Genomic DNA, 24,440 nt, shown 5'->3' on the forward strand with positions numbered 1-24,440 from the left:
ATTGAAGCTAAATAGTAGCTTTATTTCTATGAAAATGCAACTAACCATCTTTCTCTTGGTTTACTCCCTGATTGGTAATGCTCAACTGATAACGATCGATACCTTCTTCGCTAACACTTCATCTAAACAGTTCTTCAAACAAAATACTCTTGTTGAGAAAATTTCCTTCTCTAATTACGCCGACGGATCAAAACACATTGATGTTTATCGAAAAGGAATCTGGCAAGCTGATTCTTATAACTACTCCATTCCAAATAGCTATGAATCCTATGACTTAAATTTTATTGGCGACAATTACTTTTTCCAGAAAAAATATGGAACTATACGCTTTCCAGACAGAGAGATTGATTCTTTATCAAAAAATAAATGCAGTGAATTTCCTTATGTAAGGGGTATTATATATCCTGATTCGATTCGTTGCAAAATAGAGTTCCAATGCCCGGTTGAAATAAAAAATGATTCAGACGAAATAGTATTTACAAAAGTGGAGGTGCCATGGGGCTATGAGGGAGGAGTAAAAGCACTTCAACAAAAAATCCAATCAGCCTATCAAAATAAATATGTAAAAAGTCAACACTCTTCTGCAGATTCTGCGTTCTTGTTTTCCATACTTGTAGACAGCAAAAGCAGTTGCCTTTTACGCATTGAACTAACACAAGGAAACTACTCCAGCTTTGCCCAGTTTTTTATTGATGAATTACGTACAGCCTGTCAATGGAAACCTAACTTACAGGGAGGAAGAGCAGTAAGATCTTTTACCAAAGTCTTCGTTCGTTTAAACAAAAACCAAACGATAACCGTTGCAATGCCAAATGAAGAATGAGGATTCATTCTACAACCATCCATATCTGATCGCCTTCCCTATCAGCTCACCCGTATTATGAAGATGTTTTTTCCGCAACATATTTTTCCTGTGCGTATCAACAGTTTGTTTGCTGATCTTTAGCACACTGCCGATCTGTTTGCTTGGTTTGCCTTCGATCATCAGTTTCAACACCTGTTTTTCCCTTGTGGTTAACGCTTCACGATTGTCGGCTAAAAGCGAGTGCGCTACCACATCATAAAACGAAGGATCATCGTTCACTGCAATAAACGATAACACAGGGTTGCCTTCTTTTTTTAAATAGCCGATGTCGGTAAACAATCCAAAGCTGCGTACAATGCGGCCCTTTGCATCCTGCTCAAGCAGTATACCCTGATAGAGCAAACGTGTATACAACCCATTCTTTTTACGGTAGCGTATATCGTACCGCACTTTGTATTGCATTTGCTTTTCTAAAGGCAGATGTGCAAAAAAATCAATCACCGCATTGGCTATGGCTAAAAACCATAACCGGTCGTTCTGGTGTAAGCCACTGCTGAGAAACTCCCAGTTAAACTCCTGTACTTTGTAGCCTAATACTTTTTCAATTTCCTTGCTTACATATTCTACCGAAGGTTTTCGGTGATTGACGATAAAATAAAACGAATCGGTTGTAAGAAACAGGTTGTACAATTTTGCAAATGCAAACTGTTTTATGGCTGTTTTGTTATGTAAACGCTTTCGTTCTGTACCGGCCAACACATTACTGAATTTCTGCTGGAAAGGATCTTCCTTCATACACGCTGATTGAACAATAAAAAATAAGAGTCGGAGTAAGAGCAGTTAAAAAGGCCGGACAAAACAGGCAGTAAGTGTGCAAAACAACTGTGTACCTATAAATGGGTATTTCAGTCTTTGGTTAATAAAATTACATTTAAGCTTTGTTATTTAAAAGAGGTTGTTTAAAAACAAACACTTCTCTCCTTCTACACTTCCGCATCTTTATCCCGCTATCCTTTTGAAGCAGGACTTTGTGCCGCTCCCGAAATAATTGAACACTGAGTTTGCTTTTCGCAAGCAAAGAAAGTTACTGCAGAAATATGTTTTGCAGCAACCACATCATTTAACCAATAAAGCTAAAACCATGACCAGGAACATTAAGCAAGCATTCTTTCTGTTGCTGCTTGTTTCAATAACAGGCCTTTCCTGCAAGAAAGAAATAAAACCCGAATCGTTACCGGAAGATATTCCCTCAAAAGCAAACAACGCCGGAGTACAAGGTCATCTGCAGCAAACGAAAACATTTTCATCAGATGTAATTATGCGTTGGCTTAATATGCAATTAGATCTGTTGCGTGTTCCTCTTGCATCAGGAGCAGGCTCGCAGACTGCCGACCGGGCACAAGGCTATTGTGGCATTGCAGCTTATGAAGCTGTTGTAAACGGTATGCCTGCCTATCGTTCACTCTCGGGGCAATTAACTGTTTTTCCCGATATGCCGGCTGTTGAACCAGGCAAAGCTTACCACTGGGCTGCAAGTGCCAATGCTGCATTGGCAGAAATGAACCGCAAACTTTTTCCAACAGCATCCGATGCCAACAAAGCAGCCATCAACAATCTTGAAACTACTTTACAAAACATGTATGCAGCAGAAGTAAATGCTTCCACACTTGAACGCTCCATTGCTTTTGGTAAAGAAGTTGCAACAAGAATATTTGCATGGGCCGCAACCGACGGACAAAGTAATCCTAATCCTGCTTATGAGCCACCGGTTGGTTTTGGTAAATGGGTAAAAACATCGCCTGCTGCACCTGCTGCAAATGCGTATTACTTTCAGCGCAGATTACTGGTTCCGGATGTTGCTGCAGGTACAGAGATACCTGCACCTCCGCCTTATTCCATTACACCTGGTTCTGATTTCTGGAATATGGTAAAAGATGTTTACGATAAATCGTTTGTACTTACTGCAGACCAGATTGCTTCGGCTATTTATAACAGAGACAATCCGGGCTATCCCGGTGGCGGACATTTTGTGTCGATCTTTTTACAGGCATTAAGTAAAGCTCAACTTCCACTCGATGCTGCAGCATTGGCGTATGCAAAAGTTGGTCTTGCACAACACGATGCTACTATTATTTGTTTCACTAATAAATATATCCATCTTACCGTCAGGCCCATTACGTACATACGCAATGTAATGGGGCATACAACATGGAACACTATCATACCAACCCCAAATCATCCCGAATTTCCATCGGGCCATGCAACCATTAATTCGGCTGTAATGGATATGCTCACCAATGTGTTTGGCGATCACTTTGCACTAACGTTGCACACCTACGATTACCTTGGTTTCTCTGCCAGAAGTTTTGCTTCGTTTGAAGAGATGAGTATTGAAATGGCAAACAGCAGAATATATGGAGGAATTCATTACCAATCTACCTGCGATAACAGCAGAATACAGGGCAAGAAGGTTGCACAAAACATTTTACAAACCATTCAATTTTTGAAAGACGACGATTAAAATTATTGCAACACCAGAAACACCTGACTCTTGTTGATTGAAAGACTCATGCTTTGCATGGGTCTTTTAATTATACATTTTTTGCTTTCGTAAATCCATCCAGCTTCAGCCTTCGTAGTTATTTATGTTCTCAACAAACAAAGAGAACCGGCAGTATTACTGCCTCATTATTTTTCCTTTCATTATAAATTAAACACAAAATGAAAAGCGTAAAACTTTTTACCGCTGCAGCTATTGCTATGCTTGTTACAGCAAATGTATTTGCACAATCATCTTCTATGAAGATGAAAGAAAAAACAGTTGAAGTTGGTGGCGCACCTATGTATCCATCTAAGAACATTGTAGAAAATGCTGTTAACTCAAAAGATCACACAACACTGGTTGCAGCTGTAAAAGCAGCTGGCCTTGTTGAAACATTAATGAGTGCAGGACCGTTTACTGTATTTGCACCTACCAACGCTGCGTTTGATAAATTACCTGCAGGCACCGTTGAAACGTTGCTGAAACCGGAAAACAAAGCAACACTTACGGCCGTACTAACCTATCATGTTATAGCAGGTAAATTGGATGCAAAAGAAATTGCCAAACGAATAAAAGAGGGCAATGGCACAACGGAATTAACAACAGTACAGGGTGGTAAACTCTGGCTAATGATGAAAGACGGAAAACTGTGGTTGAAAGATGAAAAAGGCGGAATGGCTGTTGTTACCATTAAAGATGTTTATCAGAGCAATGGTGTTATTCATGTAATTGATACGGTAATAATGCCTAAAAGTTAACAAATGATGTAGTCCTGGTTTTGGTATAAGGGTCGGTTTTTACCGGCCCTTACTTTTCGCAAAAAAAAATTCAAATCCAATACTATCATTTTTAACGTAACTATTCTATCTGCAGTAATTAAAGCTTCGCCTAACCTCGTATAAAAAACATACTCGCCATTTATTATTCATTAAAAAACTAAACAATGAAAAAGAGAAAATTTCTGTTAACTGCTTTTATCGTAGCAGTTACTGTAACAGGCGGCATTATTTACGCTGCTGACCATCTTGACTCTCCTGCTGTATCTAATCAAACAACAGACATTACCGATGTATATGTGTTTCGAGGTCAAAACACAAGCAACCTTGTGTTTGTAGCAAACACACAAGGGTTACTTTCTCCGTCTGCAAGCAGCATGGCCATGTTTGATGAAAAAACACTGATTGAATTTAATATCGACAACAATGGTGATAATGTTGAAGACCTGGTAATACAAGCCATTGCTAAAAATGGAAAAATGAAAGTATATGGGCCTTATAAGCCTGTATCTACTGGTACAAAGAGTGTAATTTCTCCTTCTGCATTTTCTGTACAGGCAGATATAACTGTATATGGACAAGCTGCAAAAATCGGTGAAGAAAACGGTATTAAAGTTTTTGCCGGTCCTCGTGATGATCCTTTCTTTTTTGATCTTGGCCAATATCAAAAAATAATTGGCGGTACTGCAAGTGGGTTTAACAACCCCGGTACAGATACGTTTAAAGGAACAAACGTAATGAGCATTGTTATTGAAGTTCCCAAATCGCTGTTGGGAAGTACCAACACAATAAACGTTTGGGCCGAATCAAAAAAGGCAATCAATTAAAAAGCTGAAGAAATTTTTCATTTCAAAAAATCATTACAATGAAATTAAGAACAGGTTTATCCGTTTTAATGGCATCAGCAGTAATTCTGTTTACTGCATGCAATAAAGAAAACACACCACCAACGCAGGCTGTTTATGAAATGGGCGACCAGATGGCACGCCCGGCCATTAACACAGTGTTTGTTGGAAGTTCAGAAAAAGATGTTTTTAACACCACTATTCCTTCGGCTATGGGTGCAGCATTTGCAGCAAAGTTTAAAGCAAGACTGCTTGCATTAAATGCCGGATATACAACAAATGCGTTAGGTCAGAATGCCGATCAGTTCACCGGTTTACTTGCAACTGATGTATTAAATGTTTCTAAAACTGCACCTACAACTTTCTTTGACGGTACTAATATTTTAACCGGTCGTGCTTTGGCCGATGATGTGATTGATGTAGAGCTGCTTTTACTGTTTGGCGGGCCAACCGGAGGTTCAAATCCGGGTTTAACGAGCGATCATGTAAGCGAAAACGACAAAGCTTTTCTTGCTTCGTTTCCTTACTTAGCTACGCCACACTAACAAAACCATTACAAGCGAAGCTGTAGTTCAGCTTCGCTTGTACTATTCTCACTCTTTACAAGTATTTGCTATGTATAAACTGTTCCTGCTTTTGTTTGTCGTTGCAACCTGCTTCAGCTGTTCTTACAATTCCGGTAAAGTAGTAAAGGAAGAACTGTTGCTTCATTTGCTGCAACAGCAACCTGCGCAAAGCAACAGCGCTCTGTTAATTGAAAAAGATATTTATTTCTGGCAAACAAGAATTGCAGAAAACAGAGAAGAAAATGCATCTGTACTGAAACTTGCATCACTTTATTCAATGCGGTTTCACCACAGTGGCCTGATCGGTGATATAATTAAGAGTGATAGTTTATACAAAGCAGCAAATCAACTGCAGAAATTTTTCTCCTCAGGTGTTTACCGTGCACTTGCTGCAAATGCTGTTACACAGCACCGGTTTAAAGATGCAGAGAGGTATATAGACACCGCACTAACAATGGGCGACAACAAATATTTAACCTTGCTTCAAGCTTTTGACATAAAGCTTGAGTTAGGACAACAGTTTCGTGCCGAACAAATTCTTCAAAGTATTCATCCAAAAAATAATTTTGATTACTACATCCGTGCTTCAAAGTTAGAAGATCATAAAGGCAACAGTGAAGAAAGCATCCGCTATATGGAAAAAGCATATGCCGATGTAGCCGACAGCAGGAATACACAATTGCTGCTGTGGGTAAAAACAAATCTTGCAGATATGTATGGCCATCAGAACAGAATTAATGATGCTTACAGATTATATAACGAAGTAATTAGCAGCGATGCCAATTACTATCATGCATGGAAAGGAATTGCCTGGCTTGCATTCTCGAACGATAAAAACACAAATTTTGCAAAAACAATCCTTCATCGTCTTCAAAAAATTCATCCCATACCTGATTATGATCTGATGTTGAGTGAAATTGCCGGCTATGAAAATAACATCACCGAAAAAAACAAGTGGCTGCTTTCCTTTATTAAAAAAGTGCAGGCTCCCGGCTACGGCGATATGTACAATAAATATCTCTTTAACATTCTTACGGATGAATACAATAACCCTTCTGCAGCTTTGTTAATTGCACAAAAAGAAATTCAGAACCGCCCTACCGCTCAATCTTACGATATGCTCGCATGGTCGCTATACAAAAGCAACCGGCTGAATGAAGCTGTTGGCATAGCCAACGGACGTGTAATAAACAAAACATTTGAACCCGACGCCCTTTATCATATAGGTTTAATTTTTAAAAAAGCTGGTAATAACAACCTTGCAAAGTACTACCTGGGCCAGGCTCTGGAAAGCAGTTTTGAATTAGGACCGCAAGTAACCAAAAATATTACCCAAGAGCTGCAATCGCTCTGAATTTAACTTCTGTTGTTTATGAAAGAAATGCTACTTCTGTTGTTCAGCGTTTTTCTTGTTAATACAACAAAGGCACAAGTTTTTTTTAACGGACGTATTATAGACAGTGTAAACAATGAAGCCGTAGAAGGCGCTGTTATTTTCTGCAATAATAAAACAACAACCTCTGCAAAAGATGGCAGCTTTTCAATTTCGGTTTCGGCAACAACAACAAACATCAGTATTACCGCTATCGGCTACCAATCTTTACAACTAAATACTGCAGGAAAATCAGCTGTTATTTACCTGCGCCGTACAACGTTTAATTTAAAAGAACTGGTTATTGCCGCCGGTAATGCCAACAAAGTGTATTCTACCATCAGCAAAATTGATTTGAATAAACGGCCTGTTAATTCGGCACAGGAGTTTTTGCGTTATGTGCCGGGTTTGTTTATTGCACAACACCAGGGTGGCGGTAAAGCAGAGCAGATTTTTTTACGAGGTTTCGATGTAGATCATGGTACCGATGTACAGATTACAGTTGATGGCATACCGGTAAACATGCCATCGCATGCACACGGACAAGGTTATGCTGATATGCATTTTGTAATTCCCGAGCTGGTAAAAACAATCGACTATGGAAAGGGAAGCTATTACACTGAGCATGGTAATTTCAACACAGCAGGTTATGTAGAACTCCAAACAGTAAACAGGCTTATACAAAACACGGTACAGCTTGAAGCAGGTTTGTTTAACAGTTACCGGGCATTGGCAATAATTAACCTGCTCCCTGCATCCAACAAAAAACAAAATGCCTTTCTTGCATCTGAATTCATTTATTCCGATGGGCCTTTTGAAAGTGCACAGCATTTTAACCGTTTCAATATTTGGGGTAAGTACAATGCTGAGCTTAACGAGCGCAATAAAATATTTATTCAAGCAAGCGTATTTAATAGCAAATGGGATGCATCTGGCCAGATTCCGGAGCGTGCAGTAGCCAATAACAGCATCAGTCGCTTTGGCGCTATTGATAATACCGAAGGTGGTTACACAGGCCGCATCAATTTCAGTGCAAAACTGCAGCAGCGTTTACATAGTAAGGATCAGCTCGAACATCAGCTGTATTATTCCCGTTATCATTTTAATCTTTTTTCGAATTTCACTTTCTTTCTCAACGATGCTGTTAATGGCGATCAGATATTACAGCAGGAAGCAAGAGATATTTTTGGCTGGCAATCGAACTGGCAGTCGAAACACACAAAAGGCAAAACAGATTTTACAAGCAGCATTGGCAGCGGATTACGTTTTGACATAACAGACAATTCGGAGTTATCACATACTAAAAACAAAGCAGAAGTTCTCGAAGCCATTGCCTTGGGTAATGTGCATGAAACCAATGGCTGGTTGTATGCAGATGAAAAGATCGAGATGGGTAAATGGCTGCTTACTTTTGGTGCCAGAGTCGACTATTTTCATTTTAAGTACAGCGATAAACTAAACCCTTCTTTAAAAGCGCAGGAGCAGTTCATTGTTAGCCCAAAAGCAAATTTGTTTTATACGTTAAATAAAACCCTCCAATTGTATTTTAAAAATGGAAAGGGATTTCACAGTAACGATACACGGGTAGTATTACCACAAACAGGCAGAGAAGTGCTGCCGGCTTCTTATGGCTCTGATCTTGGTTTCATCTGGAAACCTTTCAAAAACTTGTTGCTCAATGCAGCTGTATGGCATCTTTTTCTCCAACAGGAGTTTGTATATGTAGGCGATGAAGGAATTGTTGAACCCGCCGGCAAAACACGCCGTTATGGTGCAGATATTTCAGTACGCTGGCAACTGTTAAAGCAACTCTTTGCCGATGGCAATTTGAACCTGGCGCATACCAGAAGTATTGAGAATGCAAAAGATGAAAATTACATCCCCTTAGCACCAACAGTTACCAGCACAGGAGGTATCAACTATCAGCAAAACAACTTGAGTGCAGCAATTCGTTACCGTTACATTGCCAAACGTGCAGCAAACGAAGATTACAGCATTACTGCCAAAGGGTATTTTATTACGGATGCTTCTGTAAGCTATGCTTTATATAATTGGGAAATTTCCGCAGTAGCAGAAAACCTCTTCAATTCAAAATGGAATGAAGCACAGTTTGCAACAGAATCAAGATTACGCAATGAACCCGCTTCCGTTACCGAATTACATTTTACACCCGGCAATCCTTTTTTTCTAAAACTTAAATTAGCCGTACACTTTTAACAGAACAATCAAGCAGAGTAAGCCATAACTTTTGTTGTGGCTTTTTTTGTTTTACTAATCAGCGTCAGGTATTGCATCTTCTCAAAAATGTTTCTACCTTTTTTCTGCCAATCACAAAACCAAACTAACATGCTCAAAAAAACATTGAAATGGACAGGCATCATCCTGCTCTTTCTTATTATTGGCCTTGCGGCCATTGTACTGCTTAATCAAAACAAAAAGTACGATGCGCCTTACCCCGCTATCAAAGCTTCTTCCGACAGTGCTGTTATTGCACGTGGCAAATATCTTGTGTATGGGCCTGCGCATTGTGCCGACTGTCATGCAAAACCCGGAACCGAAGAAATTGTAAACAGCGGCGCAGAAGTTGATTTGCCCGGTGGCAGAGATTTCAAATTGCCCATCGGTCATATTTATCCAAAGAACATTACACCCGATAAAGAAACCGGCATCGGTACTATTTCTGATGAAGCCATTGCACGCTCGTTGCGTTTTGGCGTTGGGCACGATGGCAGAGCACTGTTCGACTTTATGCCATTTCATGATATGAGCGATGAAGATCTTACAGCAGTTATCTCCTACATCCGCACCATAAAACCGGTTAGCAATAAAGTGCCTGATAATAAAATGAATTTGCTGGGCATGGTTATCAAAGCATTTGTATTAAAACCTGTTGGACCAACCGCCACACCACCCAAATCTGTAAAAGCAGATTCTACTGTTGAATATGGAAGATACCTTGCCATGAGTGTTGCTAATTGCAACGGTTGCCATACCGACAGAGATTTGATGACGGGTGCTTTTATTGGTGAACCATTTGCCGGTGGTTTTAAAATGGAATCGATCATTGATCCGGAACATTACGAATGCCAAAGCCCCAACCTTACACCCGATAAAGAAACAGGCCGCATTTACGGCTGGAACGAAGAAACTTTCCGCAACCGCATACGCCAGGGAAAACTTATTAAACACAGCCCGATGGCATGGGGCCCATTCAGCCGCATGAGCGATATGGAAATAAAAGCCATTTACAAATTTTTGCAAACCGTAAAACCGGTTAATAAAAAAATAGAAAAAACATTCTACGAAAAGAAAGCTTAGTTGTACTGAGTCTTGATGTTTCCTGAAGAGGCATTCCGGAAGGAATGCCTTTCTTTTTATGTGCATATAAGCAGCCTTGCTTACATTCGCTGCTGCAACATAAATTCACTCGCATGCGTATTATTTCTTATAACGTTAACGGCATTCGTGCTGCCATAAAAAAAGGGTTTATTGATTGGCTGAAAACAGATCCTGCCGATATTATCTGTGTGCAGGAAACAAAAGCCACCAAAGAAGATGTAGATCACAAACTGTTTAACGATCTGGGTTACCACGATTATTGGTTCAGTGCGCAGAAGAAAGGTTACAGTGGGGTGGCTGTGTTTTCAAAAATAAAAGCCGATAATGTTGTAACAGGCAATGGTCATGGACCAAGCGATGATGAAGGCCGTGTAATACAGCTTGACTTTGGTGATGTTCGTTTGATCAATACTTATTTCCCCAGCGGTACCAGTGGCGACGAACGCCAGGCATTTAAATATGTTTGGCTCGATGAATATTTCAACTGGCTGAACGAATTAAAGAAAACGCATCCTAAACTGATTCTTTGCGGCGATTACAATATTGCACACCATGAAATTGATATTCACGATCCGAAAGGAAATAAAAAGTCGAGCGGTTTTTTACCCGAAGAACGTGAGTGGATGACGAAGTTTTATAACAGTGGCTGGGTTGATACGTTTCGTGCATTTCATCCCGAACCTCATCGTTACAGTTGGTGGAGCCAGCGTTTCCCCAGTGTACGCTTACAAAACAAAGGCTGGCGTATTGATTACATCAGTGTTACCGAACCGTTGAAAGCAAATTTGAAAGATGCAGAAATTTATCCTGATGTAAAACACAGCGATCATTGCCCTGTTTATCTTGAACTGAAAATGAAATAATATGATCGTATACAACGTAACATCCAAAGTAACCTGGGCTATACATGATGCATGGCTTAGCTGGATGAAGGAAGAGCATATACCCGAAGTAATTGCAACCGGTTGTTTTACCGATGCACGTTTTTTTCGCTTACTTGAAACTGAAGAAGAAGAAGGGCCAACATACACTGTGCAGTACTTTGCTGCAAGTAAAGAACTGCAGGAAGATTATGTAAACACACATGCCAATACACTGCGGCAAAAAGCATTCGATAAATGGGGTAACCAGTTTATCGCATTCCGTTCATTAATGGAAGTTGTGCAGTAATTGTGGAAAACAGCAACAAAATCAACTGCCCGCAATTTAATTATACACATTGCTGAAACCCTTGCTGGCAAAGGATTACAGCAGCAAGAACGCTGAAATGCTTGTTGCACAAGGCTTTCAGCGTTCTTATTTTACTTTTTCTTAAAATAATTTGGGGGTTGAAATCTTTACAATCCTTGCCCTGCCTGCATTACAGCAAAATTTTTAAGTGTTTTCTGTGAGCGAAAAAAATTTTGTTGCTTTTCAAAACCTTCTATATTTGCTCCACTTAAAAAAACTCTCATATGAACAAAGCAGAATTAGTTGCAAAGCTTGCTGAAGATGCAGAAATTTCAAAAACACAGGCGAATGCTGCCCTGGATTCTTTTGTTGAAGCCGTTACAAAAACATTAAAAGGTGGTGGTAAAGTTACACTGGTTGGTTTCGGTACATTTTCTGTAACCAAGCGTGCTGCACGTACAGGTCGTAACCCACAAACAGGTGCAACTATCAAAATCAAAGCGAAGAAAGTAGCTAAATTTAAAGCAGGTAAAGAATTAGCAGCGAAGCTCTGATTATTTACAGGCATAAAAAAAGCAGGAAACGTTTTTTGTTTCTTGCTTTTTTTATGTTCAACTTTGTAACTACGCAGCATTGCTGCAATTCACTCATTTAAATAAACGAATTATCATGGGCAGAGGAGATAAAAAAACTGCAAAAGGCAAACGTTTCAAAGGTTCTTTCGGCAAAAGCCGTCCTGCGAAAGTTGCTGTTGTAAAGAAAGCTGCGAAGAAAGCTGAAACTAAATAAGCTTCCGCTATAAGCAAAAATTCCTGAAGCAGGTTGTTACGCAAGTGATCGCCTGCTTTTTTTATTTCCCCAAAAACCAATTCCTGCACTCATACTTCCTACATCATAAATCCTACATCAGCCATTTTCCTTTAGGGTGCTAAACGTTCAATCTTCCAGCCACCAATTTCCTGTAACGTATATTGAATACGATCGTGTAAACGGCTGCTTCTTCCCTGCCAGAACTCGATGATCACGGGCTTTACTCTGTAGCCACCCCAATGTGCCGGACGGGTTAATTGTTCTGTCTTAAATTTCTCATCCATTTCTTTCACACGGTTTTCTAACCAACTGCGGTTTTCAATAACTCTGCTTTGCGGCGAAGCCCATGCACCTACCTGCGATCCTGTTGGGCGTGATAAAAAATATTCATCACTTTCTTCAACACTCACTTTTTCAACCAACCCAATAATGCGTACCTGGCGTTCGAGTTCTTTCCAGAAAAACAACAAACAGGCTCTCGGATTTTCCGCAAGTTCCTGCCCTTTCATGCTTTCGTAGTTGGTATAAAACACGAATCCTTTTTCGTCGTAACCTTTCAATAATACAATACGTGCCGATGGTACGCCTTCGTTCGATGAAGTTGCAAGTGTCATTGCATTTACTTCATCAATTTCCGATTCAATGGCTTGCTGCCACCAATCTCCAAACTGGAGAAAAGGGTTATCGGTTACTTCTGTTTCAATTAATGTTTTTAAGGAATAATCTCTGCGGATATCTGCAATGGACGCCATAAAACAAGCTGTTTTAGTGAAGCGCCAAATCTAAGGAACGAACGAATAATAACCGCTGATTTACTGATTTTGTCCGGAAGAAATCCGTGCAAGCATTGCTTCAATTTCGGAAAGACGGGAAAGTTGCGATTCAAGCTTTTTATTATGGTCCGATACCTGCTGCAGGTCCTTGTTGAGCTCTTCGAGAAAATCGTTTCGCTTGCTTAATTGCTGGCGTTGCAGGTTGGCTTCTTTCAGCTTGCTTTCCATTTCAATAACATGTTGCGAAAGCCTGGAGTTTTCTTCTACCAACTCCCGTTGTTTGCTGCGCAGATCGTTCAGCTCAACCGATAAAAGATGATTGGCTTCTTCCAGCTCATCGTAACGCAAAGCATTTGTTTGCGGCACACTCAGCTGTTGCTCAACCTTCATCAGCTTCGATTGAATTTCGTTGAACTCATCGTACGCTGTTTCCAAACGGTTTTTCATTTCCTGTGTAAGCACCGTTTGCTGACGAATGGTATTGAGCTCGCCTTCTTTTTCTGCTAATGAGCGACGGAGTATGGTAAGCTGTTCGTTGAGGTATTGATTTTGCTGCAACGTATCCTGGTGCTTCTGTTCCACTTTCTCCAGCAGATCTACCTGGTTCAACAATTGAGAGATACTTTGATTGTGCTGCAACAGATCGTCCTGCGCTTTCTTCAACTGTGCAAGGTATGCAGCAGGACTTACATCAGCACCCGAAGATGTAGCTGTAACTGTTTCAACAATTACCTGTTGTGGACGTTGCTTCAGTTCTTTTATCAGATCGTTGAGTTCTTCTATCTCTTCCATCAATGCCTGTTCGCTTTGTTGTACCGAGGCAAGTTCTTTCTGCAAATGTTCGCCACTGTCTTTCTGCTGCTCAAGAATGTTGTAATACTTCATGCGCCAATCGTATGCTTCTTTCTCAAACTTCTTTACATCCAGCTCCTGATCGAACTGGTTGCCGTGACGCATACTCCAGAAATAATGAATAACGAAACCGAGTACCAATGCGCCGATCTGGAACATGGCTATTTCGAAAACAGATATTTCTATAGCTAACAGGGTTACTGGCATGAACGAATAATTTGTTACGTAGAAGAATACTTCAGAATAACAATGGAAAGTTAATTGCAATAACAGGATTGCGGAAATGTTGGTAAGCGAAACTTATCCCCAACAAAACGAAAGTGTGAACGAACAGGTTAACCGTTAACAACAGTACCCACATTTTCGCCGGTAACTACACGCTTGAGGTTGCCGGTACGGTTCATATCGAACACAATAATGGGTAACTTGTTTTCCATGCAAAGTGTAAAAGCCGTCATATCCATTACACGCAGGTTTTTGCTGAGGCATTCCTGGAAGGTAATGGTTTCGTATTTGGTTGCTGTAGGATCTTTTTCCGGATCGGCAGTGTAAATACCATCTACACGTGTACCCTTCAAAATTACATCGGCATTAATTTCTATTGCACGGAGCGAACCTGCTGTATCGGTAGTAAAGTAAGGATTGCCGGTACCTGCACCAAAGATCACCACACGACCTTTTTCCAAATGACGAATGGCACGACGACGGATGTATGGTTCAGCAATTTGTTCCATTTTAATGGCGCTTTGTAAACGGGTGTACACGCCTGCTTTTTCCAAACCTGCCTGTAAAGCCATGCCATTGATAACGGTTGCCAGCATACCCATATAATCGCCATGCGCACGTTCAATACCCGTTTCTGCTTCGTTCATACCACGGTAAATATTACCACCGCCGATAACAATGGCTACCTGAACACCCAGCTCAACAATGGATTTAATACTTTGAGCGTATTGCGAAATAACGGCAGAGTCCATACCGAAATTCTTATCGCCCATTAATGATTCGCCTGAAAGTTTAAGAAGGATGCGTTTGTATTTTGGAAGCATGCTGCGAAGATAAACGATTTGGTTTTACGGAAAAAAGGAATGCGGTTTTTGATGGCTGGCGGTAATGCAGGAGTTGGCGCAAGCGTCTCGCTTGTGCCACAACTAGGTTGAAATGTTTTACCAGACATCAAACTACATTCATTATAATCCTGTAGAAGCAGGATTTGTAGAATTAGAAGAAGAATACCTGTACAGTAGTGCGAGGGACTTTCACAATAAGAACGGGTTGATTGAATTGAGTTATATCGTTTGAGCGAAGACACAAGCGAGACGCTTGCGCCAGTGTCAGCAATTCTCATTCATTTATTTTAATCATTAGTCTTACAAATAAATCCTTTCAATCGCATCCCGATATTTCTCCATGATCACTTTCCGTTTCAACTTTAATGTTGGCGTAAGTTCACCACCATCAACCGTCCATTCATTAGGACAAAGTTCAAACTTCTTGATTTGCTCCACATGGTTGAACTGCTGATTAAACTCTTCCACAATATGCTTGAACATTTCCAGCACTTTCGGATTGCGTACCAGGTCGTGTACTGTTCCAAAACTGATATTGTTCTGTGCAGCCCACACTTTTAAATTTTCAAACGATGGAACAATCAACGCACCGGCAAATTTCCGTTCGGGTCCCACTACAATCATCTGCTCAATAAACTTGCTCTCCTTCATTTTATTTTCAATCGGCTGTGGAGCTACATATTTACCGCCGCTTGTTTTAAAAATTTCCTTTTTACGATCGGTAATTTTTAAGAAGCGCCCCTGCTCCAGCATACCAATATCACCTGTGTGGAAATAACCATCTTTATCAATTACCTCTGCAGTAAGATCGGGACGTTTGTAATAACCCATCATTACATTATCGCCTTTGCAACAGATCTCGCCATCTTCTGCTATCAGTACATCCACGCCATCAATCACAGGACCAACTGTACCAAACATCCGGTTCTTTTCAACAAAACGGTTGACTGCAATTACCGGTGATGTTTCTGTTAAACCATAGCCTTCCATAATAACGATCTTTCCGGCAGTAAATACTTTCAGCAAACGCACCTGGCAGGCCGCTGCACCCGTAACAATTGCTTTTACTTTGCCACCTAAACCTTCACGCCATTTTTTAAAGATGAGTTTATTGGCAATGGCCAGCTTCAGTTTATAAAAGAAGCCTTGATTTTTATTGATTGCAAACTCGCCGCCTACATCAACCGCCCAGAAGAATAATTTTTTCTTAAGCCCGGTTAACTCCTGTCCTCTGCCCATAATACGTTCGTACACTTTTTCGAGCAAACGTGGTACGGTAGTAAAAACAGAAGGCTGCACTTCTTTAAGATTATCGCCAATGGTATCTAAACTTTGTGCATACCAGATAGACACGCCGTTAAAAAGATATACATACGTAACCATGCGTTCGAAAATATGATTGAGCGGAAGAAAGCTCAATGCCTTATCGCCGGGTACACAAAAATCTGCAAACACAGGTGTACACGACAGTACATTACTGAGAATGTTTTTATGACTAAGCATTACACCTTTAGGTGTACCGGTAGTACCTGAAGTATAAATGATCGTCACCATGTCTTCGTAACGGATGCTTTGTGCCGAAACTGCAAGTGTTTTAAAATCGTTCTCGGTTGCTTTGCTTAAAATATCTTTCCAATGCAATGATGGCTGCAGGTAATCGAACGTAAACACTGCATGCACAGTTTGTACTTTAGAACGTATTGATTGAACTTTGTCGTACAGATCCTGATCGCTTACAAAAACCAGTTTCACAGCTGCATCATTTAACACAAACTCCAGTTCATTTACTGCAAGTGTTGGATAAATTGGAACCAATACTGCTCCTGTTTTTTGAACAGCAAGATCAAGCATCATCCATTCGGGGCGGTTATTGCTGATGATAGCGATTTTATCACGCTTCTCCGCACTCATATCATTACCGCCAACGCCAAGATGTATTAAGCCAGCTGCAAGCCTGTCAACAGTTTCTTTTACTTCTGCTGTTGAATATTTTTTCCAGATGCCGCCTTCTTCTTTAGCAGCAAACATTGCTTCCTGCGGAAATTTTGCAAACTGCACATCAATGCAGTCGAATAATCTTGTGGGATTCATATAGCATGCAATTAAGTGTACGCAACAAAAAACAGATCTTGTTTTTTGACAAAAGTAAGTTAAGCAGAAAAGCGCAATGCGCCTATAAAAAATCCTCCATTGAAAGGAGGATTTTTATTGATCAGTTTGCCTGTTTATAATACTGCCCTGAGGGTAGTTTAAACAGTTTCGATTTTTGAAATTTTGTAAACTCGTTGTATTGTTCGGTGTTCAGTTTTGTCCAGCTTTCGTATTTAGCTAAATCGCCTGCTGCTTCAAATATCCATTGATTGTATGCATCAAACATACCCTCCTGTACCAGTTGTTTTTGATGATCGAATAAACGATGCGGAAACTTTGCTGCATACGATTTATTCCAGTCGAGCAGAAAACGTGTACGCAACATTGTGAGCGATTCGGTAGTAATACCGTTATTGGTTACTGCACTGTTTTGTTTCATAACAGCAATAAACGCATCCGCAAATTCATTCTTTGTTTTTGATGGTTGTGTTTTTTCATCGATAGTGAAGAATTTTTTATAGCCATCAAGCAACAATTTTTTCATTTCGGCTGTACGGCTTGTATAGCTTTCCATATTGATGAACACTTCGCCATATACCAATGCCCACACTTTATCGGTTGTAAAGAAATAATAACGTGCAGCAAAATAATAGTTGCCGGCATAAGCAGGATCGGTTTTAATACCCAGCTCCCATTGTTCTATACTTCCAAAATTATCGTTGAGCATCCACAACAATTCGCCATACTCTGCATACAACGGACCACTAGTTGGATATTTCTTCAACGCCTTCTTGTACATTTTTTCCGCATCCTTACGTTCGGCCAATGCTTTATAAATATTGCCGGCAATCTGGAACACCTGTACATCTGCATCGTCACGATCAATTAAAGGTTTCACTGTTTCACGTGCTTTTCCAAAATCACGTTGATAATAATAAGTGAGCGCAAGATCTTTTTGAATGGAGATGCTGTTTGGTTCTTTCTGCAATGCTTTGGTTAAGACCAATACCGCATTCGACCAATCGCCACCACGCATAAACTGCTTACCCGTTTCGTGCAGTTGCGCTGCATCGGGGTCTTGGGCAAAAGCTGTTACACACATTAAAATCAAAACAGATACACTAAGTAATTTTTTCATATCGCCTCAAAATTAAACGAAAAGAGGCGATTGTAAAACCGCCTCTGCAATATTGCAATTTTATTAAGAAAGCTAAAAACCTTGCCAGGCTTTACAATCAGGCTTCGTTGTAGATGAGATGTGTAAGCAAACCATCCCGCAGCTTCGGTTCAAACCAGGTGCTCTTGGGAGGCATTACATTACCACTGTCAGCAATATCGAACAGTTGCTCCATCGTAACAGGGTACAAACTGAAAGCTACTTTCATTTCACCACTGTCAACACGTTTTTGCAATTCGCCCAGTCCACGGATACCACCTACAAAATCGATGCGTTTATCGGTACGCTGATCTTTAATGCCTAAATGTTTATCGAGCAGGTTATCGGAAAGAATGGTTACGTCCAATATGCCGATAGGATCGGTTTTATAAGTGCCTTCTTTTGCAGTAAGCTCGTACCAGTTGCCATCGGCATACATACCAAACACATGCAATTGCGAAGGTTTCACCTGATCTTTACCAACCAGCTTTACTTGAAAATCTTCTTTTATTTTTTCGAGCAGTTCAGCAACCGACAATCCGTTGAGATCTTTTACCACACGGTTGTAATCGAGAATCTGCAGTTCGCTTGCAGGAAATAATGTTGTTAAGAAATAATCACTTTCTTCTGTTGAAGCATCGCCCAATGCGGCACGCACTTTTGCTGCAGATGCTGCACGGTGGTGACCATCGGCAATATAGGTTTGCGGAACCTGTGTTGCAAACAGATTGCTGATGTTTGCAATAGCTGCATCATCATTTACTACCCAAATGGTATGCTGTATCTCATCATCGGCTGTAAAATCGTAGATAGGACTCTTATCAGCCTTCCATTTTTCAATCAGTTCGTTCATAGCAGCTACATCACGGTAAGCTAAAAATACATTACCGGTTTGTGCACCGCTGATCTTGATATGATTGATACGGTCGTTTTCTTTTTCGGGGCGGGTGAACTCGTGTTTCTTGATCACATCCTTTTCATAATCTTCTACCGAACTGCCACAAACCAAACCAGTCTGGCTGCGGCCATTCATAATAAGGCGATAGATATAATAGCAAGGTTTATTTTCACGAAACAATACATCACGCTGAATAAACGCAGCAAGATTATCTTTTGCTTTCAGATATACTTCAGCAGCATACTGATCGGTTTCTTCGGGAAGATCGATCTCTGGTTTTGTAATATGCAGGAAAGAATAAGGATTGCCTTGTGCTTCTGCCTTCGCCTCTTTGCTGTTCAACACGTCGTACGGACGTGCCGCCACCTGTTTGGCAAACTGTGCCTGCGGACGCAGGGCTTTAAACGGAACGATGATAGCCATATATTTTGTTGTACTTACTAACCGGCTGCAAAGAAAAGGAATTTTCCCCTGCTTGTCCGATAAATCAATTTACTGTTACCCATTCTTCGCTGCAAACTCCTTCAGCAACTGCAGCATTGCTTCCACACTTTCCATCTTCAACGCATTGTATAAACTTAAACGGAAACCACCCACACTGCGGTGACCTTTCACCCCATACATGCCTTGTTCTTTACACAGCTGCATAAATGCTGCTTCTTTTGCAGGATCGTCCATTGTAAACACCACGTTCATTTTACTACGGTCTTCTTTTGCTATCGGCAGGTTAATAAACGGAATTGCTTCCAGTGCTGCATAGATCAACTCCGCTTTTTTATTGTTGATTGCTTCAATAGCAGCCACACCACCCTGCTCTTTTAACCAACGCAGTGTAAGCATCGCCACATATACTGCAAACACTGGCGGTGTATTAAGCATACTGCCTTCTTTGATATGATTGCGATAGTCGAGAATACCCGGAATGATCCTGTTTACTTTACCCAGAATATTTTTGTTGATCACAACCAGGTTTACACCTGCTGCACCCATATTCTTTTGTGCGCCTGCATAAATAAGATCGAACTTATTAAAGTTGAGTACACGGCTGAGGATATCGCTGCTCATATCGGCAACAATGGGCACACCGCAATCGTAAGGCAGCTGATGCCACTGTGTACCGGCAATTGTTTCGTTGGTAGTAATATGCAGATAAGCCGCTGTTGCCGGAACAGACAAATCATGCGGCATGGTTGTGTAATTGGTATGTTTAGATGAACCAACAATTTCAACATGGCCAAACAGTTTGGCTTCTTTAATGGCCTTGCCTGCCCATGTACCTGTTTCGGTGTAAGCTGCAACTTCGTTTTCGTTGAGCAGGTTCATGGGCACCTGCATAAACTGTGTAGTAGCACCACCATGCAGGAACAGCACTTCATGATCATCATCCAGCTGCATTAATTCTTTCACAAGCGAACGGGCTTCATTCATCACCTCTTCAAACAACGGCGTACGGTGACCGATTTCTAAAATGGATAAGCCGCTGTTGTTAAAGTTGAGTACTGCCTGGCTGGCCTGTTCAAATACTTCTTTCGGTAAAACAGAAGGTCCTGCGTTGAAATTATGGATCATGGAGGCGAAATTAATTCATTTGTTAGGAACGGGTGTTAGGAGCTTCCCCGTCTGACCGAAGGTCGGCCGGGGAAGCGACGGTTATGTTTTTAGCTGTAATGTTCAGGTGTCTGACCTCTTCGACGTACTGACGCCGAAGACTTTCTGATTTTCGGAGACTGCTGTCAGGACGCTGCAAGCGTCAGACACCTGAACCCTGTTTATGGTTTATTGTTTCAGACTTGGGATTGAAGTTTCCCGATACATTATCAACCCCGTTAGCCCTATACTTTTTCCGATTGTTTTGCGTTCTTAGTTGCGGATTATCGTTGAAAACAATCCAATACACAATGAAAAAACTGATACTGCTAATTTGCCTCGCACCTGTTTTTGCATCAGCACAAAATTTTCATTTATCCTTTCGTGGTGGCTTTGCCAATTACCAGGGCGATTTACAACGCAGAAATTTCACATTCAACCAGGCGAAGTTTGTTGGCAGCATTGGTGCCCGTTACGATTTAACCGAACATTTGCTGGCCCGTACACATATCAGCCTGGGTATGCTGCGTGCCGATGATGCAAAAAGCAAAAGTGCATCGCATCAAAGCCGTAATCTTAATTTTCAAACCAATCTTTTTGAATGGGAGCTCGGTGGGCAATACAATATTTTTAACCTGAATTATAAATGGTGGACACCTTATGTGTTTGCAGGTGGCGCCCTTTACCGCATAAAACCATTTACTGCCGATAACAATGGAGCAAAAACTTTTCTGCAACCACTTAGCACCGAAGGGCAAGGCTTTATAGCAGGAAAGAAAACATATAAATCAACACAGTTCGCTATTCCGTTTGGTATTGGTGGCGAATATTTGCTTACCGAAGACCTGCGTGTTGGGTTAGAACTGGGCTATCGCAAAACGTTTACCGATTATATTGATGATGTGAGCACACGTTATGTAGACCAGGCTGCATTGCTTTCCGCACGTGGACAGACTGCAGTTGACTTAGCCTACCGTGGTGGCGGAGCTTATCCAACTGCTGGCACTTTGCGTGGCAGCGAAAAAAATAAAGATGCCTATTATTTTATACAGCTTACACTTGTATGGCGCCCGTTTGTTGATTGGTACGAACGCACTTCGGGCATTGCTTCGTTTAAGAAAAATAAAAAAGTAGGTTGCCCCGGTACAAGAGAAAAAGGATACTAAAGCTGTTTGGATTTGTCTTTTATCTGCGGTACTTTTCCAAAAAAAAACAACATGAAGAAACCACTTTTGCTTGCCATTCTCTTTCTGGCTAACACAACAATTTTTGCCCAGGATTTTCGCCCTTTAGCCGACATTAAATTTGCAACTGCTGAAGAATGCCGTACTTACAATTCGAAAGCATTGGAAGCGGCTGATTTTATTTTATCTACACCTGTTAATGGTTCCGATGTTAATCGACTTTCTGCAATGTCTTTTCTTATTAAATGGATGACTTCAACTGCCGATTATACCTTTGAACTGAATGCAGATGTTACCAAATATGGTAAAGAAGAAGATATGCTTCTTGCTGTTTACATGGCTTGCCTTACAAAGTTTGTAATGGATAATGCTGATAAAGGAAAAGACAGCAAGGAAATAACCTACGGAGCAATGAAGCTGTTTGCCGATTACTGTGCGAATGAAAAAAATAACGTGCAATCAAACAAACGATTAAAAAAACTGCTCGATGCAAATAAAGAAGGGAAACTAAAAGAGTATCTTAAGCTATAATAAAAAAGCGGAGTATTTTACTCCGCTTTTTTATTGAGGTTCCTCATGGTTATTCTTTTACATCTTTTGGCAGCTGAATTAAAAATCCGCTGTTAGCACCTGCAACGGTAGTTGGTACCTGGCCACTCCATTTCTGCACTTTTATATAATCGATATACAAAGACGTTAACGACAATTGTTCTCTTCTGATGGCTTCTGCACGGCCGGCAGCCTGGATAACAGCCTGTGCCGAATCACCTCTTGCTTCGGCAATCTTCCGTTCTGCTTCTGCTATTGCTACCTGTCTTCTGTTTTCTGCTACCTGCACTTCCTGTATTGCTCTTGTTTTTGCAATGATGGACTCCGAAATTTCTGCGGGAGGAACAATGTTGGTACGCAGTTGCGATACATTAAACCACTTTGCAACCCGCTTGTTACATTCTTTTACAATATCAGCTTCAAACTCTTCTCTATGGTTGAAAATTGAATCGACGGTGTAACGGTTGGCCACATCATTCACCGAACCTACAATTGCATTTTTCAACCAACCCTGTTCCATTTCCTGCACACCTACACGCAGGTTCTGAAACATATCGGCAACATTACCGGCATTGATGGAATAGTTGAACGAAGGTTTAATAGTTGCACGAAAACCACCTTTTGTAACAATATCGTTTGCTTCGTAATCAATATGCTGCTGGTGAATCGGGAATTCAAAAATTCTGGAGATCCAGGAATTGTAAAACACCCAACCTGTAACATATTCTGTACGGCCTACGCCACGGTTATCGCCAACGTTGCTTACTTTAATGCCTACATGTCCGGCATCAATACGTTCAATATCGATGGGATTGATTACTACAACAATAAAAGCGATAAGCGTTACAGCTCCTAAACGTAGCAATGCTGTAAGTTTAAACCGACCTTGCTCATTTACATAAGTGGATCGTTTGAGGATGCCGAAAAATAACCCTGCAACAATTGCAGCGAGAATAAAAATAATTACAGAGATCATATTTTATTATTTGGTTTTAAGAAAGCGGATGAGGGAAGTTATATGGGCGATCAGCAGAACAAGCATGACCATACAGAAAGCAATGAAAAGAAAAAAACGTATCCAGCCTCCGGACAAATCGAAATCGAGCAGGAAAAACAAAATGAAAAGAGAAGACAGAAGATGCAGGAGTAAGGCGATGATGCGAAACGCAGTGTTGTTCATGCTGACTGTATAGAACAGTATTTTTTACACATCAAAATTACAATGTTCCCCGACATACAAAAGAACCAAGCATGAAAATATTTTAGCAACAATACTGCAAATCAGTTATGCCTTTTTATTACGCATCCGTTCGTAAAAAGCCACGTTCATTAAAATCAACAGCATGCCGTAAAAAATATCTTCTACCGGAATATTGTTCGTTGGCCAGGGAAGAAAGGAGAAAATACGGATGCCGAGATTTTCTGCATCGTTGTACAACACAACAGGAATACCGGTAAGCAATCCGTTTACAATAAGAAAAGGAATCACCACAAGCAGGTAACTCAGCAGAAAAGCAGAAGCATTGAAACCTTTAAACCATTTTGAAAAAATAAACAGCGCTGCAATAAACAACACATTGAACAACGATGTATAAAACGTGTAGGCTTTGCCATAGGTAAAAATAGCAGCAAGTAAAAAAAATAAACCCACCAACAACAGCACCGGCCTTCCCCAACTCTTCTGCTTAACCGATGGAAAATAGCAAACAATACATTCGTAAATAAACACACAGCAATAAGGCACAACAAAAAAGAAGAGCAGTTCTTCTAAAGGCAATGTTGAAATTTTAATACCGGTGACATGCGCATTGCTGAAACTCCAGACGCCTGCTTTTGTTTTCACCTCATCCCACACAATAAAAAACAAAGCAGGAAGAAGCATAGCAGGAAACAGGTATTTCCATTTGGTATAAAAAGCTACTTTCTTATCGAAGCTTAACAACAGTGGACCGGCAAATGAGCCAAGCAGAATAAGAAAATAAGTGTAGTGTGAATTCAAATTCTATTTCTATTTAAAAACGCTCGACCTGACAGGTTGAGCGCTCACATGTTTCA

The 24,440-nt window shown here is 40.7% G+C and carries 26 protein-coding genes; 16 read left to right on the forward strand and 10 right to left on the reverse strand.

The window, feature by feature from the left end; all coding sequences use genetic code 11:
- Nucleotides 1-28: 28 nt before the first annotated feature.
- Nucleotides 29-823, forward strand: a complete 795-nt coding sequence (locus ESA94_RS14820) for a hypothetical protein (protein ID WP_129131707.1) — start codon at nt 29-31, stop codon at nt 821-823.
- Nucleotides 824-832: 9 nt separating this feature from the next.
- Here ESA94_RS14820 and ESA94_RS14825 read toward each other — a convergent pair whose 3' ends face one another.
- Nucleotides 833-1,600 carry a LuxR C-terminal-related transcriptional regulator gene (locus ESA94_RS14825; protein ID WP_129131708.1) on the reverse strand — a complete coding sequence of 256 codons (768 nt, stop codon included), beginning with the start codon at nt 1,598-1,600 and terminating at the stop codon, nt 833-835.
- 346 nt (nt 1,601-1,946) lie between these two features.
- On the opposite strand from ESA94_RS14825, the gene ESA94_RS14830 reads away from it, so the two are divergent.
- From ESA94_RS14830 to ESA94_RS14880, 11 genes are all read left to right on the forward strand, one after another.
- Nucleotides 1,947-3,326 carry a vanadium-dependent haloperoxidase gene (locus ESA94_RS14830; RefSeq protein WP_129131709.1) on the forward strand — a complete coding sequence of 460 codons (1,380 nt, stop codon included), beginning with the start codon at nt 1,947-1,949 and terminating at the stop codon, nt 3,324-3,326.
- A 200-nt stretch (nt 3,327-3,526) separates the two neighbouring features.
- Entirely contained in the window at nt 3,527-4,105 is a 579-nt protein-coding gene (locus ESA94_RS14835) for a fasciclin domain-containing protein (protein ID WP_129131710.1), read from the forward strand.
- A 185-nt stretch (nt 4,106-4,290) separates the two neighbouring features.
- Nucleotides 4,291-4,950, forward strand: a complete 660-nt coding sequence (locus ESA94_RS14840; RefSeq protein WP_129131711.1) for a DUF4331 family protein — start codon at nt 4,291-4,293, stop codon at nt 4,948-4,950.
- A 38-nt stretch (nt 4,951-4,988) separates the two neighbouring features.
- Nucleotides 4,989-5,513: a DUF4331 family protein gene (locus ESA94_RS14845; RefSeq protein WP_129131712.1), complete on the forward strand. Its 525-nt coding sequence runs from the start codon at nt 4,989-4,991 to the stop codon at nt 5,511-5,513.
- Nucleotides 5,514-5,583: 70 nt separating this feature from the next.
- Complete coding sequence (locus ESA94_RS14850) at nt 5,584-6,888, forward strand: tetratricopeptide repeat protein (RefSeq protein ID WP_129131713.1); 1,305 nt, start codon at nt 5,584-5,586, stop codon at nt 6,886-6,888.
- A gap of 18 nt (nt 6,889-6,906) precedes the next feature.
- Entirely contained in the window at nt 6,907-9,123 is a 2,217-nt protein-coding gene (locus tag ESA94_RS14855) for a TonB-dependent receptor (protein WP_129131714.1), read from the forward strand.
- 129 nt (nt 9,124-9,252) lie between these two features.
- A complete protein-coding gene (locus tag ESA94_RS14860; protein WP_164972754.1) occupies nt 9,253-10,224 on the forward strand; it encodes a c-type cytochrome in 972 nt (323 codons plus the stop codon).
- 113 nt (nt 10,225-10,337) lie between these two features.
- Nucleotides 10,338-11,108: an exodeoxyribonuclease III gene (locus ESA94_RS14865; RefSeq protein ID WP_129131716.1), complete on the forward strand. Its 771-nt coding sequence runs from the start codon at nt 10,338-10,340 to the stop codon at nt 11,106-11,108.
- A gap of 1 nt (nt 11,109) precedes the next feature.
- Complete coding sequence (locus ESA94_RS14870; protein WP_129131717.1) at nt 11,110-11,415, forward strand: DUF4286 family protein; 306 nt, start codon at nt 11,110-11,112, stop codon at nt 11,413-11,415.
- A gap of 284 nt (nt 11,416-11,699) precedes the next feature.
- Nucleotides 11,700-11,969, forward strand: a complete 270-nt coding sequence (locus ESA94_RS14875; RefSeq protein ID WP_129131718.1) for an HU family DNA-binding protein — start codon at nt 11,700-11,702, stop codon at nt 11,967-11,969.
- A gap of 115 nt (nt 11,970-12,084) precedes the next feature.
- A complete protein-coding gene (locus ESA94_RS14880) occupies nt 12,085-12,204 on the forward strand; it encodes a 30S ribosomal protein THX (protein WP_129131719.1) in 120 nt (39 codons plus the stop codon).
- Between the two features lie 131 nt (nt 12,205-12,335).
- Here ESA94_RS14880 and pdxH read toward each other — a convergent pair whose 3' ends face one another.
- The 3 genes from pdxH to pyrH all read right to left on the reverse strand — a co-directional run bounded on the left by pdxH (nt 12,336) and on the right by pyrH (nt 14,899).
- On the reverse strand, nt 12,336-12,977 hold the full coding sequence (gene pdxH / locus ESA94_RS14885) for a pyridoxamine 5'-phosphate oxidase (protein WP_129131720.1): 642 nt from the start codon (nt 12,975-12,977) through the stop codon (nt 12,336-12,338).
- Between the two features lie 60 nt (nt 12,978-13,037).
- Nucleotides 13,038-14,057: a hypothetical protein gene (locus ESA94_RS14890; protein WP_129131721.1), complete on the reverse strand. Its 1,020-nt coding sequence runs from the start codon at nt 14,055-14,057 to the stop codon at nt 13,038-13,040.
- A 128-nt stretch (nt 14,058-14,185) separates the two neighbouring features.
- The gene (pyrH, locus tag ESA94_RS14895; protein WP_129131722.1) at nt 14,186-14,899 is read right to left on the reverse strand and encodes a UMP kinase; all 714 of its coding nucleotides are present in this window, start codon (nt 14,897-14,899) and stop codon (nt 14,186-14,188) included.
- Nucleotides 14,900-15,011: 112 nt separating this feature from the next.
- Between pyrH and ESA94_RS21475 the strand changes: the two genes are divergently transcribed.
- Nucleotides 15,012-15,152, forward strand: coding sequence for a hypothetical protein (locus ESA94_RS21475; RefSeq protein ID WP_164972755.1), 141 nt, complete (start codon nt 15,012-15,014; stop codon nt 15,150-15,152).
- 68 nt (nt 15,153-15,220) lie between these two features.
- Here ESA94_RS21475 and ESA94_RS14900 read toward each other — a convergent pair whose 3' ends face one another.
- From ESA94_RS14900 to serC, 4 genes are all read right to left on the reverse strand, one after another.
- Nucleotides 15,221-17,011 (reverse strand): AMP-dependent synthetase/ligase, encoded by a 1,791-nt coding sequence (locus tag ESA94_RS14900; protein ID WP_129131723.1) that lies wholly within the window; start codon nt 17,009-17,011, stop codon nt 15,221-15,223.
- 121 nt (nt 17,012-17,132) lie between these two features.
- Complete coding sequence (locus ESA94_RS14905) at nt 17,133-18,149, reverse strand: tetratricopeptide repeat protein (RefSeq protein ID WP_129131724.1); 1,017 nt, start codon at nt 18,147-18,149, stop codon at nt 17,133-17,135.
- Between the two features lie 97 nt (nt 18,150-18,246).
- Nucleotides 18,247-19,488 carry a DUF1015 domain-containing protein gene (locus ESA94_RS14910; RefSeq protein ID WP_129131725.1) on the reverse strand — a complete coding sequence of 414 codons (1,242 nt, stop codon included), beginning with the start codon at nt 19,486-19,488 and terminating at the stop codon, nt 18,247-18,249.
- Between the two features lie 75 nt (nt 19,489-19,563).
- Nucleotides 19,564-20,634: a 3-phosphoserine/phosphohydroxythreonine transaminase gene (serC, locus tag ESA94_RS14915; RefSeq protein WP_129131726.1), complete on the reverse strand. Its 1,071-nt coding sequence runs from the start codon at nt 20,632-20,634 to the stop codon at nt 19,564-19,566.
- 329 nt (nt 20,635-20,963) lie between these two features.
- On the opposite strand from serC, the gene ESA94_RS14920 reads away from it, so the two are divergent.
- On the forward strand, nt 20,964-21,818 hold the full coding sequence (locus ESA94_RS14920) for a DUF6089 family protein (RefSeq protein ID WP_129131727.1): 855 nt from the start codon (nt 20,964-20,966) through the stop codon (nt 21,816-21,818).
- 51 nt (nt 21,819-21,869) lie between these two features.
- Complete coding sequence (locus tag ESA94_RS14925) at nt 21,870-22,367, forward strand: hypothetical protein (protein WP_129131728.1); 498 nt, start codon at nt 21,870-21,872, stop codon at nt 22,365-22,367.
- Between the two features lie 49 nt (nt 22,368-22,416).
- Here the strand turns inward: ESA94_RS14925 and ESA94_RS14930 are convergent, their stop codons facing one another.
- The gene (locus ESA94_RS14930) at nt 22,417-23,361 is read right to left on the reverse strand and encodes an SPFH domain-containing protein (protein ID WP_129131729.1); all 945 of its coding nucleotides are present in this window, start codon (nt 23,359-23,361) and stop codon (nt 22,417-22,419) included.
- Nucleotides 23,362-23,403: 42 nt separating this feature from the next.
- Here ESA94_RS14930 and ESA94_RS21760 point away from each other — a divergent pair, with 42 nt between their 5' ends.
- Nucleotides 23,404-23,535 carry a hypothetical protein gene (locus ESA94_RS21760; protein ID WP_262708035.1) on the forward strand — a complete coding sequence of 44 codons (132 nt, stop codon included), beginning with the start codon at nt 23,404-23,406 and terminating at the stop codon, nt 23,533-23,535.
- Nucleotides 23,536-23,670: 135 nt separating this feature from the next.
- Here ESA94_RS21760 and ESA94_RS14935 read toward each other — a convergent pair whose 3' ends face one another.
- Entirely contained in the window at nt 23,671-24,384 is a 714-nt protein-coding gene (locus tag ESA94_RS14935; RefSeq protein WP_129131730.1) for a lycopene cyclase domain-containing protein, read from the reverse strand.
- Between the last annotated feature and the right edge of the window lie 56 nt (nt 24,385-24,440).

This window comes from Lacibacter luteus, assembly GCF_004118265.1.
GTDB lineage: Bacteria > Bacteroidota > Bacteroidia > Chitinophagales > Chitinophagaceae > Lacibacter > Lacibacter luteus.

What these genes read in the sequence shown, in the direction of transcription:
- ESA94_RS14880 (WP_129131719.1), top strand. Translation starts at nt 12,085, where the DNA reads ATGGGCAGAGGAGATAAAAAAACTGCAAAAGGCAAACGTTTCAAAGGT.
- ESA94_RS14860 (WP_164972754.1), top strand. Translation starts at nt 9,253, where the DNA reads ATGCTCAAAAAAACATTGAAATGGACAGGCATCATCCTGCTCTTTCTT.
- ESA94_RS14840 (WP_129131711.1), top strand. Translation starts at nt 4,291, where the DNA reads ATGAAAAAGAGAAAATTTCTGTTAACTGCTTTTATCGTAGCAGTTACT.
- ESA94_RS14820 (WP_129131707.1), top strand. Translation starts at nt 29, where the DNA reads ATGAAAATGCAACTAACCATCTTTCTCTTGGTTTACTCCCTGATTGGT.
- ESA94_RS14890 (WP_129131721.1), bottom strand. Translation starts at nt 14,057, where the DNA reads ATGCCAGTAACCCTGTTAGCTATAGAAATATCTGTTTTCGAAATAGCC.
- pdxH (WP_129131720.1), bottom strand. Translation starts at nt 12,977, where the DNA reads ATGGCGTCCATTGCAGATATCCGCAGAGATTATTCCTTAAAAACATTA.
- ESA94_RS14825 (WP_129131708.1), bottom strand. Translation starts at nt 1,600, where the DNA reads ATGAAGGAAGATCCTTTCCAGCAGAAATTCAGTAATGTGTTGGCCGGT.
- ESA94_RS14845 (WP_129131712.1), top strand. Translation starts at nt 4,989, where the DNA reads ATGAAATTAAGAACAGGTTTATCCGTTTTAATGGCATCAGCAGTAATT.
- ESA94_RS14900 (WP_129131723.1), bottom strand. Translation starts at nt 17,011, where the DNA reads ATGAATCCCACAAGATTATTCGACTGCATTGATGTGCAGTTTGCAAAA.
- ESA94_RS14870 (WP_129131717.1), top strand. Translation starts at nt 11,110, where the DNA reads ATGATCGTATACAACGTAACATCCAAAGTAACCTGGGCTATACATGAT.
- ESA94_RS14835 (WP_129131710.1), top strand. Translation starts at nt 3,527, where the DNA reads ATGAAAAGCGTAAAACTTTTTACCGCTGCAGCTATTGCTATGCTTGTT.
- serC (WP_129131726.1), bottom strand. Translation starts at nt 20,634, where the DNA reads ATGATCCATAATTTCAACGCAGGACCTTCTGTTTTACCGAAAGAAGTA.
- ESA94_RS14930 (WP_129131729.1), bottom strand. Translation starts at nt 23,361, where the DNA reads ATGATCTCTGTAATTATTTTTATTCTCGCTGCAATTGTTGCAGGGTTA.
- ESA94_RS14925 (WP_129131728.1), top strand. Translation starts at nt 21,870, where the DNA reads ATGAAGAAACCACTTTTGCTTGCCATTCTCTTTCTGGCTAACACAACA.
- pyrH (WP_129131722.1), bottom strand. Translation starts at nt 14,899, where the DNA reads ATGCTTCCAAAATACAAACGCATCCTTCTTAAACTTTCAGGCGAATCA.
- ESA94_RS14910 (WP_129131725.1), bottom strand. Translation starts at nt 19,488, where the DNA reads ATGGCTATCATCGTTCCGTTTAAAGCCCTGCGTCCGCAGGCACAGTTT.
- ESA94_RS14855 (WP_129131714.1), top strand. Translation starts at nt 6,907, where the DNA reads ATGAAAGAAATGCTACTTCTGTTGTTCAGCGTTTTTCTTGTTAATACA.
- ESA94_RS21475 (WP_164972755.1), top strand. Translation starts at nt 15,012, where the DNA reads ATGTTTTACCAGACATCAAACTACATTCATTATAATCCTGTAGAAGCA.
- ESA94_RS14850 (WP_129131713.1), top strand. Translation starts at nt 5,584, where the DNA reads ATGTATAAACTGTTCCTGCTTTTGTTTGTCGTTGCAACCTGCTTCAGC.
- ESA94_RS14830 (WP_129131709.1), top strand. Translation starts at nt 1,947, where the DNA reads ATGACCAGGAACATTAAGCAAGCATTCTTTCTGTTGCTGCTTGTTTCA.
- ESA94_RS14875 (WP_129131718.1), top strand. Translation starts at nt 11,700, where the DNA reads ATGAACAAAGCAGAATTAGTTGCAAAGCTTGCTGAAGATGCAGAAATT.
- ESA94_RS14905 (WP_129131724.1), bottom strand. Translation starts at nt 18,149, where the DNA reads ATGAAAAAATTACTTAGTGTATCTGTTTTGATTTTAATGTGTGTAACA.
- ESA94_RS14865 (WP_129131716.1), top strand. Translation starts at nt 10,338, where the DNA reads ATGCGTATTATTTCTTATAACGTTAACGGCATTCGTGCTGCCATAAAA.
- ESA94_RS14920 (WP_129131727.1), top strand. Translation starts at nt 20,964, where the DNA reads ATGAAAAAACTGATACTGCTAATTTGCCTCGCACCTGTTTTTGCATCA.
- ESA94_RS21760 (WP_262708035.1), top strand. Translation starts at nt 23,404, where the DNA reads ATGGGCGATCAGCAGAACAAGCATGACCATACAGAAAGCAATGAAAAG.